This is a genomic window from Streptomyces sp. NPDC020958 (genome assembly GCF_055562175.1).
Map to the genome: position 1 here is coordinate 1,127,643 of NZ_JBVHFU010000001.1, position 12,388 is coordinate 1,140,030.

Below are 12,388 nucleotides of genomic sequence, written 5' to 3' on the forward strand. Positions count from 1 at the left end.
CCCGTAGCCGTAGCCGTAGCCGCGACCCTGACTCCGGCCGCGGGCCTGGCCGCACCCCGCGTCGTGCGCGACGCCCTCAGTCGCTCTGGCCCTGGTCGCCGGTGAGCGAGATCTCGACACCGCCGTCGTACGGGGCGGTCAGGTTGTACAGGAAGCCGAGCAGGGCCGTCAGGCAGGAGCCCAGGACGACTTCGAGCACGATGACCGTCGTCGAGACGGTCAGCCAGATGCCCGGTCGCGGCAGGGCGTCGGGGGCGATGAGCGTGGCCACGCCCCAGGCGACGGTCGAGGCGACGGCGGTGGCCGCGCCGAGGCCGCCGACGACCAGGACACCCATCCGCGCGACGGACCCGCGTCCGACCGCGGATATGCGCGCCCGCACGGTCCGTGGCCGCGGCTGCGGTGAGGGGCGCCGTCCGTGCTGTCGTAGGGCCGTACCGGTTGCCGTCGGCTGGGCGCGACCGCCGGCCGCGGCTGCCTGCGCCCTGGTGGCGTGGCCGACGTCGGCCACGGCAGAGGACTCGGCACGGACGGGTCCGGCCGGTGTCGCCGGTGACGCGGTCTCGTCTCCGGCGGGGGAGGAACCGGTCGCGCGGCCCGGCCGGGCGTCAGCGGTGTCGGCGGTGCGGTTCGCGTCGGCGATGTGGACGGTGCCGCCGCGCGTGGGGGTGACCCGGCGGGGGGCGGTGTGACGTCTGCGTTTGGCGCGACTCATGCGCGTCTCCCTGAGTGGCCCGGCGCTCTCGTGATCCTGTTCCGCGTCGCACAGCCCGCGTCGGCCGCCCGGCGGCCTGGGGGCCTGCTGGTCGTTGCTTCGACGGTAGGCGCTCGTGCCCGATCGCGCATCACCGGTGACACACGGTCACCATTCGCGGGCGTGTGTCGGGACGCCGCCAGGGCTCGAAAACGGTGCCCTGCGGCCTCAGTCCGGCCGCGGTGCCCCGTCGCCCGGCCCGAACAGCAGCCGGACGAAGTCGGTGACCGGCCCGACGATGTCGAGGTCCTGGTCGAGGAGCCACTGCAGCTGGAGCCCGTTGAGCACCGCCTGGAAGAGGATCGCGGCGCTCTCGGGGATGACACCCTCACGCAGTCCGCCGCGGGCCGCCTCGTCGGGGAACCCGTCGGCGAACTGGGCGACGTCGGCGCCGCGATCGACACCGTGCGCGGCAGGGTCGCCTCGGACCGGCGGCGCCGCCCGGACGGCGGGATCGACCTCTCGGTGACCGTCCCTCCCAACACGGAGGCCGAGATCTGGGTGCCCACCCGGGGCCGTCCGGTCAGCGCGCCCGCGGCGGCCGGCTTCGTCCGCGACGACACCTCCGGCGGCGCCCCTTACAAGGTCTACCGGGCCCGCGCGGGCTCGTACCGCTTCAGGTCCTGACCCGGGTCCCGCCGGCGGGAGCGCGGCCGGCGGTCAGGCGGCCGGGTCGGGCGACAGGTGCTCGTGCACGGCGTGCCAGCCGCCGTCCCGCGTGCGCCGCAGGACGATGGTCTCGCGCTCCCGCAGCGTCTCCTCCCCGGCCCGGGTGGAGACGCGGGTGGTCACCGAGTGGGTGAACACGGCGGTGTCGCCGAAGAGCTGGAGCCGGCGGTCCTTCGAGTCGCAGGCGAGGACGCGGAAGCCGTCCTCCTCGCACCACTCGCGCCACAGGCCGCGGTACTCCTCGGTGGAGTCCAGACGCCGGCCGGTGGTGTGGAAGACGAAGCTGGCGTCGGCCGAGAAGGCGTCGAAGTAGTCGTCGGTGCGGCCCTCGGCGAAGGCGGCGATCAACGCGTCGGCCGCGGCGAGGGCGGCCTCGTGGTCGTTCTTCATGGCTGCTGCTCCGGGATCCGGGCGACGGCGCGAACGGGTGCGCCGTCCGCGCCGGGCAGGTGGAGGGGGAAGAGGCTGACGTGGACGGCGTGGCCGGCCCGCTGCGCGTCGAGGACCTCGGCCAGGTTGGTGAGGTTCTCGACGATGACGGCGCCCGCGCCGCACAGGACGCGGTGGGCGGGCAGGGTCTCGCCGGGAGTGGGGTCGACGCTGAGCGCGTCGATGCCGACGGTGCGCACCCCGCGGGCGACGAGCAGCTCGGCGGCCTCCGGGGTCAGGTAGGGGTGGTCGTGGTAGGCGTCGGTGCCCCAGTGGGCGGACCAGCAGGTGGCGAGGAGCACGATCCGGTCCTCGGGCACGTCGGCGAGCAGGTCCGCTCCGACGGCCGTCCGGGGCGGCAGGCCCCGCAGGTCGACCACATGGGCGGGACCGTCGAAACGGTCCAGGGGCAGCTGGTCCAGCGCGGGCAGGCCGTCCTCGATGTGGGAGGGGGCGTCCACGTGCGTGCCGGACTGCGAACCCAACCGCAGGTGGAGGACGTTGACGCCGTCCTCGGCCGCGGTGAGCGCGGGCCGGATGTCCACCTGCGGGTCCCCCGGGTAGACCGGCATGCCGGTGCGCAGGGGCACGGACAGGTCGATCAGCCGCACCCCGCTCACACCTCGGCCGGCTGGGGCTCGCCGACGGGCGCGCCGTCGGCGGCGGTGATCGGCGGCACCGGGGTGTCGACGGCACGCACCAGCCGCGGCCCCTCGGGGCCGAAGACGGCGCGGGGCTCGGGGAAGAGCCACAGCAGCGCGAGGTAGCTGACCGCGGCCAGGCCGAGACCGACCGGCAGGGAGATGTCCACGCCGCCCGCGAGGTCGCCCAGGGCGCCCACGAACTGACCGGGCAGGTTCACGAACTGGACCGCGAGCAGCGCGGAGGCCAGCCAGGCGGCCATGCCGCGCCAGTTCCAGCCGTGCGAGAACCAGTACCGTCCGCCCCGCTGACGTCGGTTGAAGACCTGCAGCGACTCGGGGTCGTACCAGCCACGACGGGTCAGGAAGCCCAGGGTCATGATGACCATCCACGGCGCGGTGCACACGATGATCAGCGTCGCGAAGGTGGAGATGGACTGGGTCAGGTTGGCGGCGAAACGGCCGACGAAGATGAAGGAGATCGACAGGACGCCGATGAACACGGTGGCCTGCACGCGGCTGAACCGCGGGAAGACGCTGGCGAAGTCGAGGCCGGTGCCGTAGAGCGAGGTGGTTCCGGTGGACATGCCGCCGATCAGCGCGAGCAGGCAGACCGGCAGGAAGTACCAGGACGGCGAGACGGCCAGCAGACCGCCCACGTAGTCCGGAGCGCTCGGGTCGAGGAAGTTCCCCGCCTTCGCGGCGATGATCGAGGCGGTCGCCAGGCCGAAGAAGAACGGCAGGATCGTCGCGATCTGGGAGAGGAAGGCCGCGCCCATCACCCGGCGGCGCGGGGTGTCGGCGGGGATGTAGCGGGCCCAGTCGCCGAGGAAGGCCCCGAACGAGACCGGGTTGGACAGCACGATCAGCGCGGAGCCGATGAACGCGGGCCAGAAGCCGGGTGTGCTCAGCGAGTGGAAGCTGCCCCGGTAGCCGGGGTCGAAGTCGCCCCCGAACGCGAACAGGCCGAGGACGAAGAGCAGCGAGGCGGCGGCGACCGCGATCTTGTTCACGAAGAGCATGAACCGGAAGCCGTAGACGCACACCGTCAGCACCAGTGCCGCGAACAGCCCGTACGCGAGCGCGTACACGCCCTCGTCGGTCGGCAGGTGGAACATCCGGTGCGCGCCGCCCACGAGGGCGTCGCCGGAGGACCACACGGAGATGGAGAAGAAGGCGACCGCCGTCAGCAGGGAGAGGAAGGAGCCGACGACCCGGCCGTGCACGCCCAGGTGGGCGGAGGAGGACACCGAGTTGTTGGTGCCGTTCAGCGGTCCGAACACGGCCAGCGGCGCCAGGATCAGCGCGCCGACGGCGAGCCCGAGCCCGGTGGCCGCCAGGCCCTGCCAGAAGGACAGCCCGAACAGGATCGGGAAGGCGCCCAGCACGCAGGTGGCGAAGGTGTTCGCACCGCCGAAGGCCACCCGGAACAGGTCCAGCGGCCGGGCGGTGCGGTCGGCGTCCGGGATGCGCTCCACCCCGTACGTCTCGATCTCGGTCAGCGCCGGAGCGTCGTGCTGCTCCGCCTGGGGGCTGGTGGTCATGTCTGCTCCTCGCAGGGGCGGGCGGAGTCCAGGGTCAACAGGCTGATCAGGTCGTAGGCGACGTGGGACGCCGCGAAGGAGGTGATGTCGGCGTGGTCGTAGGCGGGGGCGACCTCCACGACGTCGCCGCCGACCAGGTTCAGTCCGGCCAGGCCGCGCAGGATCTCCAGCAGCTCGCGCGAGGTCATGCCGCCGGCCTCCGGGGTGCCGGTGCCGGGGGCGTGCGCCGGGTCGAGGACGTCGATGTCGACGGACACGTACAGCGGCCGGTCGCCGATGCGCTGCCGCAGCGCGTCCACGGTCTCGTCGACGCCACGGCGCAGCACGTCGGAGGAGGTGACGATGCCGAAGCCGAGACGGCGGTCCTCCTCCAGGTCCCGCTTGCCGTACAGGGGGCCGCGGGTGCCGACGTGGCTGAGCGCCTCGGTGTCGACGATGCCCTCCTCGACGGCGCGCCGGAACGGGGTGCCGTGGGTGTACTCGGCGCCGAAGTAGGTGTCCCAGGTGTCGAGGTGCGCGTCGAAGTGCAGCACCGCGACCGGGCCGTGCCGCTCGGCGACCGCGCGCAGCAGCGGCAGCGCGATCGTGTGGTCGCCGCCGATGGTGACCAGCCTCGTCCCGTCGGCCTGGAGCCGGCCGGCCTCGGCCTGGACGGTCTCGATCGCCTCGTTGATGTCGAAGGGGTTCACCGGGATGTCACCGCCGTCGGCGACCTGCGCCGCGGCGAACGGCGACACGTCCAGTGCCGGGTGGTACGGGCGCAGCAGCCGGGACGCCTCGCGCACCGCCGCCGGGGCGAAACGAGCGCCGGGCCGGTAGGAGACGCCGGTGTCGAAGGGGACTCCGACGACGGCGACGTCCGCCCGCTCCACCTCGTCGAGACGCGGCAGCCGGGCGAAGGTCGCCGGTCCCGCGTAGCGCGGAACACGGGAGGAATCCACGGGTCCACGGGGCTGGGTCTTCATCGGGCACCTTCCTGTCGAGTGGGGCGTGCACCGCCGGATGGGCGGATCCCGGGGCGGAGGGAGTGGTTCCGCCGACGGGGGATGCCTCAGTCTGCGGACGGCCGAAGCGCAGGGTCAATTGTTGACCGCACTAAGAACTACAGTTGTCTTGTGTCCGACCACAAAGCCGCGTCGCGTTCCGTCCTGACCGTCGGCGACCTGCTCTCCTTCCCCGCGCTGCAGATGCGCCTGCTCGCGGGCGGCGGCGGCCTCGGCCGTACGGTCTCCTGGGCGCACGTCAGCGAGCTGGAGGACCCGACGCCCTGGCTGCACGGCTCGGAGGTGATCATGACCGTCGGGCTCGCCGTGCCGCGCGCCGGCGAGGCCCAGCGGCGCTACCTGGAGCGGCTCGACGACGCGGGCGTCGCGGCGCTGGTGCTCAGTACCCAGCTGCGCACCCCTCCGCTGCGGCAGGCCTTCCTCACCGCGGCAGAGGAACGCGGTTTCCCGGTCCTGGAGGTGCCCCTCGCGGTCCCCTTCGTGACGATCGCGCAGGAGGTCGCCGCCGCCGTCAGCGAGAAGTCCGCCGAGCGGCTCGGCGCCCAGCTCCAGGTCTTCGGCGCGCTGCGCTGGATGGCCGAGGAGAACCTGGACACCCCCGCGCTCTTCGACCGTCTGGAACAGCTCAGCGGCTACCGGATCTTCCTGTGCACCACCCAGGGACGGCCCCTGCTGCCCGGGGTCGCGGTGCCCGCCGACCTCTCGGTGCTCCCGGCGCATCCGGACGCCCCGCCGACCGTGCCCGGCGGCTTCGTCCTGCCCGTCCTCGGCCCGGGCGGAGCCGCCGGCTACCTGGTCGCCCTGGAACAGGCCGGCGCCCGCCCCGCCGGACTGGCCGTCGTCCAGCACCTGGCCACCGTGGCCGCCCTGCGGCTCGCGATGGTCCGCCAGGAACGCGAGGTGCTCCGCCGAGAGGGGGCGGAGACCCTGGCCGAGCTGCTCCAGGACACTCTCGACCCGGCCGGCGCCCAGCGCCGGCTGGCCCACCACGGGCTGGACACGCGGCGGCCGGTCGTCCTCGCCGTGGTCCGGCGCACCCCGGACGCGCCACCGGGTGCGGCCACCTCGGACGAGGAAGTGGGCGTCGCCCTCTCCGACCACCCCCACCTGACCCTGCGTCGCGGCGAGGACCGGCTGGTCCTGGCCGAACCCGGCTTCACCGAGGCGCTGGCCGGCCTGCCCGGCGTGGTGTGCGGAGTCAGCCGGCCCTTCGCCGTCGGGGAGCCGCTGCGGGTCGCCAGGCAGGAGGCGGAGTGGGCGGCCGGACGCGCCGAGGAGGCGGGCAAGCCACTCGTCCACTACGGAGAGGACGCCACCGGGCGCTGGCTCCCGGAGGACCGCCGGCTGCTGGCCGCGCTGGTCGAGCAGGTCCTCGGCGAGGCGCTGCGCTACGACGCGGCGCACGGGTCACAGCTGCTGGTCTCCGTCCGTACCTGGATGGAACGCGACCGCCGCACCGAGGACGCCGCCGCGGCCCTGCACATCCACCCCAACACCCTCTCCTACCGGCTGCGCCGCTTCGGCGAGGTGACCGGCCGGGACCTGGCCACCACCGCCGCCTTCACCGAGGTCTGGTTCGCCGTGCGCGCGGCGACCGAACTGGGCGTGGCGGCCGAGGGGCCGTAGGGCGTGTTGCGAAAGTCCCGCCTGCCGCGCGACGCCGTGCACGCTCCCCGAGCCTCCGGCCGGGGGAGCCTACGAGTGTCCGGGACGCCGGTGAGGTGCGACGCTGGGACGGGAAGCGTCCGCCGAGGGGACTGCGGAGGGCCCGATGGGACGTGACGTGCCGGCCCGGGTGTTCACGCGGGAGGACCGGCGCCGGTACCGCGAGAAGATGCACGCCTGCCTCGACGTACTGGCGCAGATGCTGCGCGGCTCGGGTTTCGAGAGCGAGCGCCCCCAGGTGGGCATGGAGATCGAGCTGAACCTCGTGGACGACGACGGGCTTCCGGCGATGCGCAACACCGAGGTGCTGAGCGCGATCGCCGACCCGGCGTGGTCGAGCGAGCTGGGCCGGTTCAACCTGGAGATCGACATCCCGCCCCGGCTGCTGACCTCCGGCGGCCCCGGCGCCTGGGAGCAGACGATCCGGGACGCGCTCAACCACGCCGAGCGGCGCGCCGCGACGGTGGGCGCCCACCTCATCATGATCGGGATCCTGCCGACGCTGCGGGAGTCGGACGTGGACGAGACGTCCCTGTCCGGTGATCCGCGCTACCGGTTGCTGAACGAGCAGATCTTCGCGGCCCGCGGCGAGGACCTGCGGATCAGGGTGGACGGTGTGGAGCGTCTCGCGATGTACGCCGACGCGATCACGCCCGAGGCCGCCTGCACCAGTACCCAGTTCCACCTTCAGGTGGCCCCCAGGGACTTCGCGGACTACTGGAACGCGGCCCAGGCCGTCGCCGGGGTCCAGGTCGCCCTCGCCGCCAACTCGCCCTACCTCTTCGGGAGGGAACTGTGGCGCGAGACCCGTGTCCCGTTGTTCGAACAGGCCACGGACACCCGTCCCGAGGAGATCAAGGCCCAGGGCGTACGGCCCCGGGTGTGGTTCGGCGAACGGTGGATCACCAGCGTCTTCGACCTGTTCGAGGAGAACGTGCGCTACTTCCCGGCGCTCCTGCCGCTGTGCGACGACGAGGACCCGCAGCGGACCCTGGACGCCGGCGGGGTGCCGCAGCTGGGCGAACTCACCCTGCACAACGGCACGATCTACCGCTGGAACCGCCCCGTCTACGCCGTCACCGACAGCGGCCCGCACCTGCGCATCGAGAACCGCGTCCTGCCCGCCGGCCCCACCGTGGCCGACATCCTCGCCAACGCGGCCCTCTACTACGGCCTGACCCGGGCCCTCGTGGACGAGGACCGCCCGGTGTGGTCGCGGATGTCCTTCGCCGTCGCCGAGGAGAACCTGCACACGGCCGCCCGCGACGGCATCGACGCGCGGCTGTACTGGCCGGGGGCGGGCGAAGTGCCCGTCACCGAGCTGGTGCTCAGGCGCCTGCTGCCACTGGCGCACCGGGGTCTGGAACTGGCCGGCCTGGACGCCTCCTGGCGCGAACCCATGCTGGGCATCATCGAACGGCGCTGCGTCGACGGACGCAACGGCGCCCTGTGGCAGGCGGAGACGGTCCACCACCTGGAGAGGGCCGGCGTCCATGACCGCCAGGAGGCCCTGCGCCGGATGACCACCACCTACATGGACTACATGCACCTGAACGCGGCCGCGCACACCTGGCCGGTGGAGTGATCGGGTCAAGCGTCCCGGACACTTGACTCGGCAGGCACCCGGCCCGATCCTCGGTCCAGGTATTGCGCGGTTCATGACAAACCCAAGGGTTCGCCAACCGCGCCTCCGCCGACCCGAGGACGTGAGCCGTGCCGCCCACCCGACGCTCGTACCGCAGCCGCAGGACCGCCACCATGCTGTCGTTGCTGCTGCTGGTACTGGCCATGGCCCTCGGGCCCACCCCGAGCTCGGCGGCGGGCGGTGACTGGTGGACGCCCACCGCGCGCCCCGCCCCGGACGTCGGGATCGGCGTCACCGGCGAGCCGTTCACCGGCACCGACCCGGCCGGAAAGGTACGCGGGTTCGTCGACGCCCACAACCACCTCTTCGGCAACGAGGCCTTCGGCGGCCGGCTCATCTGCGGCAAGGTCTTCTCCGAGGCCGGCGTCGCCGACGCCCTCAAGGACTGCCCCGAGCACTACCCCGACGGCACCCTGGCGCTCTTCGACTACATCACCCACGGCGGCGACGGCAGGCACGACCCGGCCGGCTGGCCGACCTTCAAGGACTGGCCCGCGTACGACTCGATGACCCACCAGGCCGACTACTACGCCTGGGTGGAGCGGGCCTGGCGCGGCGGACAGCGGGTACTGGTCAACGACCTCGTCACCAACGGCGTGATCTGCGCGATCCACCCCTTCAAGGACCGCGGCTGCGACGAGATGACGTCGATCCGGCTCCAGGCGAGGATGACCTACGCGCTCCAGGCGTACATCGACAGGATGTACGGCGGCACCGGCAAGGGCTGGTTCCGGATCGTCACCGACAGCGCCCAGGCGCGGCAGGTCGTCGAGGAGGGCAAACTCGCCGTCGTCCTCGGGGTCGAGACCTCCGAACCCTTCGGCTGCAAACAGGTCCTCGACATCCCGCAGTGCGGCAAGGAGGACATCGACAAGGGCCTCGACGAGCTCTACGCGCTCGGCGTCCGCTCGATGTTCCTGTGCCACAAGTTCGACAACGCGCTGTGCGGCGTCCGCTTCGACTCCGGCGGCCTCGGCACGGCCATCAACGTGGGCCAGTTCCTGTCGACGGGCACCTTCTGGCAGACGGAGAAGTGCACCGGCCCGCAACACGACAACCCCATCGGGAGCGCCTCCTCGGCGGCGGAGTCGGACCTGCCGGCGGGGGTGGACGTCCCCGCGTACTCCTCGGACGCCCGGTGCAACAAGCGCGGCCTCACCGCACTCGGCGAGTACGCCGTACGCGGCATGATGAAGCGCAAGATGATGCTGGAGATCGACCACATGGGCGTCAAGGCCGTCGGCCAGGCCCTCGACATCCTGGAATCGGCCTCCTACCCCGGCGTGATCTCCTCGCACAGCTGGATGGACCTGGACTGGACCGAGCGGGTCTACTCCCTCGACGGTTTCGTCGCCCAGTACATGCACGGCTCCGAGGGCTTCGTCGCGGAGGCCGCACGCACCAAGGCGCTGCGCGCCGAGTACGGCGTGGGCTACGGCTTCGGCACGGACTTCAACGGCATCGGCGACCACCCCGCCCCGCGCGGCGCGGACGCCCCGAACAAGGTGACGTACCCCTTCAGGAGCGTCGACGGGGGCTCCGTCATCGACCGGCAGACCTCAGGTGACCGTACCTTCGACATCAACACCGACGGCGCGGCCCACGCCGGGATGATCCCCGACTGGATCGAGGACATCCGGCGGATCGGCGGCCAGGACGTGGTGAACGACCTGTTCCGCGGCGCCGAGTCCTACCTGGACACCTGGGCGGCCACCGAGCGGCACCAGGCCTCGGTGAACCTCGCCGAGGGGCGGCCGGCGACGGCCAGTTCGTCCGAGTCGAACCCGTTCACCAGCTACCAGCCGGGCCGCGCAGCCGACGGCGACGGCACCACCCGCTGGGCCGGCGACTGGAGCGACGACCAGTGGTGGCAGGTCGACCTGGGCTCCACCCACCTGGTGTCCCGGGTGACGCTGGCCTGGGAGCGCGCGTACGGCAAGGCGTACCGCATCGAACTCTCCACCGACGGCACGCACTGGGGGACCGCCTGGTCCACCACGAGCGGCGACGGCGGCCTGGACACCGCCCGGTTCGCCGGGGCCCCGGCTCGCTACGTGCGGGTCCACGGTCTCGGCCGCGGCACGGGCTGGGGATACTCGCTGTACGAGGTCGGGGTCCACAGCGCCTGAGGCGGGAGTGAACGGGATGGCACGCATGCCGTCGGCCGAGCGGCGCCGGCAGCTGACGGAAGCGGCGATCACACGAGCACATGGGGGAGGCCGAACTGGGCGCCGCCCTCGCGGAGGTGACGGGCGTCCTGCGCGAGGTGGGCATCCGCGGCAACCGCGTCCGCGTGCTCGCGTGCGACGCCGACGTGCACGCCGTCTCCCGGGTGACGGCGACCGAGCAGATCATGCTGGGCGGCGGGGGCGGCACCGACATGCGGGTCGGTATCGAGGCGGCACTGGCGGCCCAGCACCGCCCGAGCATCGTCGTCGTGCTGACCGACGGGTACACCCCCTGGCCCGACTACACCCCGCCCTGCCGCGTCGTCGCGGCCCTGATCGGCCCCGACGCCCCCGAACCACCGAACTTGGTGGAGACGGTACGCGTCCCGGGCTGACTGATGGGCGCGGTCCGGGGCTCCGGAGGTCCCCGGGCCGACGCGGGGGGCCGGGTGCCCGGGGCAGCCGTACCGGCGTGGCCCGGGTCCCGGAGTCCGGCTGGGGCGGTCAGGCCACCGTGCGGATCAGCTTCTTGTTGGTGAACTCCTCGATGCCGAGACGGCCGAGTTCCCGGCCGAAGCCGGAGCGCTTCACCCCGCCGAAGGGCAGCTCGGCACCCTCGGCTCCGACACCGTTCACGAAGACCATGCCTGCCTCGATGCGGTCGGCGACCCGCGCGGCCTGCTCGGGGTCGGTGGTGAAGACGTAGGAACCGAGGCCGTACGGAGTGTCGTTGGCGATGCGCACCGCGTCGTCCTCGTCGGCGGCCGGGAAGACCATCGCGACCGGTCCGAACAGCTCCTGGCGGGCCGCCGCGTGCTCCGTGGTCAGCCCGGTGAGCACACCCGCCGGGAAGAAGGCGCCCCGCCGCTCGCCGGAGCCGTGCAGGGTGGCGCCCTGCGCCACGGCCTCACCGACCTGCCGGGCGAGGGTCTCGGCGGCGGCCGCCGAGGAGAGCGGCGCACCGGTGGCGGACTCCAGCAGCCGGGCCGTGAACTTCGCGACGAACGCGTCGTACAGGTCCGCCACGACCACGAACCGCTTGGCGGCGTTGCACGCCTGGCCGGTGTTGTCGAGCCGGGCGGCCACCGCGGCCTCGACGACGGCGTCCAGGTCGTCGGTGGACAGCACCACGAACGGGTCCGAGCCGCCGAGCTCCAGGACCACCTTCTTCAGGTGCCGTCCGGCGATCTCGGCGACCGCGGCCCCGGCCCGCTCGGAGCCGGTGAGCGAGACGCCCTGCACCCGGGGGTCGGCGATCACGTCGGCGACCTGCTCGTTGGTGGCGTACACGTTGACGTACGCGCCCGCCGGGAAGCCCGCCTCGGTGAACAGCCGCTCCAGCAGCGCCGCCGTACCGGGACACTGCGGGGCGTGCTTGAGGACGAGGGTGTTGCCGACGGCCAGGTTGGGGGCCGCGAACCGGGCGACCTGGTAGGCCGGGAAGTTCCACGGCATGATGCCGAGCAGCACCCCCACCGGACCGCGCCGTACGACCGCGGTGCCCGGGCCGGAGGTGACGTGGAGCGGCTCGTCGGCCAGGAACTCCTCGGCGTGGTCGGCGTAGTAGTGGTAGATGTCGACGCAGAAGCCGATCTCGCCCTCCGCCTCGGCGACCGGCTTGCCCATCTCCCGCACGATGCTCGCCGCGAGTTCGGCGGCGTGCTCGGCGTGCAGGTCGCCGAGGCGGCGCAGCAGCGCGGCGCGCTCGGCCACGGAGGTGGACCGGCCCCACGCGCCGGCGGCGTGGGCGGCGTCGACGGCCGCGGCGACCTCGGCGTCGGTGGCGGTCGGGTAGGTCGCGACGACCTCGCCGGTGGTCGGGTCGGTGACGGCGTACATGGTGTCTCCAGATGCGGCGGGGATGTACGG

General features: G+C 72.9%; 11 protein-coding genes. 5 read left to right on the plus strand and 6 right to left on the minus strand.

What is annotated here, in order from left to right; translation table 11 throughout:
- Positions 1-76 precede the first annotated feature (76 nt).
- The gene (locus ACZ3KP_RS05120; protein ID WP_467496457.1) at positions 77-715 is read right to left on the minus strand and encodes a hypothetical protein; all 639 of its coding nucleotides are present in this window, start codon (positions 713-715) and stop codon (positions 77-79) included.
- Positions 716-1,159: 444 nt separating this feature from the next.
- Here ACZ3KP_RS05120 and ACZ3KP_RS05125 point away from each other — a divergent pair, with 444 nt between their 5' ends.
- Positions 1,160-1,381, plus strand: a complete 222-nt coding sequence (locus ACZ3KP_RS05125) for an alpha-L-rhamnosidase C-terminal domain-containing protein (RefSeq protein WP_467496459.1) — start codon at positions 1,160-1,162, stop codon at positions 1,379-1,381.
- A gap of 33 nt (positions 1,382-1,414) precedes the next feature.
- Here the strand turns inward: ACZ3KP_RS05125 and ACZ3KP_RS05130 are convergent, their stop codons facing one another.
- The 4 genes from ACZ3KP_RS05130 to speB are packed head-to-tail and all read right to left on the minus strand — an operon-like array spanning position 1,415 to position 5,002.
- A complete protein-coding gene (locus tag ACZ3KP_RS05130) occupies positions 1,415-1,813 on the minus strand; it encodes a YybH family protein (RefSeq protein WP_467496461.1) in 399 nt (132 codons plus the stop codon).
- Entirely contained in the window at positions 1,810-2,463 is a 654-nt protein-coding gene (locus ACZ3KP_RS05135; protein WP_467496463.1) for a cyclase family protein, read from the minus strand. Before ACZ3KP_RS05135 ends, ACZ3KP_RS05130 begins: the two co-directional genes overlap by 4 nt.
- A gap of 5 nt (positions 2,464-2,468) precedes the next feature.
- Positions 2,469-4,037, minus strand: a complete 1,569-nt coding sequence (locus ACZ3KP_RS05140) for a purine-cytosine permease family protein (protein ID WP_467496465.1) — start codon at positions 4,035-4,037, stop codon at positions 2,469-2,471.
- On the minus strand, positions 4,034-5,002 hold the full coding sequence (gene speB, locus ACZ3KP_RS05145) for an agmatinase (protein ID WP_467496467.1): 969 nt from the start codon (positions 5,000-5,002) through the stop codon (positions 4,034-4,036). The genes ACZ3KP_RS05140 and speB overlap by 4 nt, the downstream gene beginning before the upstream one ends.
- A 150-nt stretch (positions 5,003-5,152) precedes the next feature.
- Here speB and ACZ3KP_RS05150 point away from each other — a divergent pair, with 150 nt between their 5' ends.
- From ACZ3KP_RS05150 to ACZ3KP_RS05165, 4 genes are all read left to right on the plus strand, one after another.
- Complete coding sequence (locus ACZ3KP_RS05150; protein ID WP_467496469.1) at positions 5,153-6,667, plus strand: PucR family transcriptional regulator; 1,515 nt, start codon at positions 5,153-5,155, stop codon at positions 6,665-6,667.
- A gap of 145 nt (positions 6,668-6,812) precedes the next feature.
- Positions 6,813-8,291, plus strand: coding sequence for a glutamate-cysteine ligase family protein (locus ACZ3KP_RS05155; RefSeq protein WP_467496471.1), 1,479 nt, complete (start codon positions 6,813-6,815; stop codon positions 8,289-8,291).
- A gap of 173 nt (positions 8,292-8,464) precedes the next feature.
- Positions 8,465-10,480, plus strand: a complete 2,016-nt coding sequence (locus ACZ3KP_RS05160) for a discoidin domain-containing protein (protein WP_467496785.1) — start codon at positions 8,465-8,467, stop codon at positions 10,478-10,480.
- Positions 10,481-10,560: 80 nt separating this feature from the next.
- Positions 10,561-10,914 carry a VWA-like domain-containing protein gene (locus tag ACZ3KP_RS05165; protein WP_467496473.1) on the plus strand — a complete coding sequence of 118 codons (354 nt, stop codon included), beginning with the start codon at positions 10,561-10,563 and terminating at the stop codon, positions 10,912-10,914.
- A 109-nt stretch (positions 10,915-11,023) separates the two neighbouring features.
- Here the strand turns inward: ACZ3KP_RS05165 and ACZ3KP_RS05170 are convergent, their stop codons facing one another.
- A complete protein-coding gene (locus ACZ3KP_RS05170; RefSeq protein WP_467496787.1) occupies positions 11,024-12,382 on the minus strand; it encodes an NAD-dependent succinate-semialdehyde dehydrogenase in 1,359 nt (452 codons plus the stop codon).
- Between the last annotated feature and the right edge of the window lie 6 nt (positions 12,383-12,388).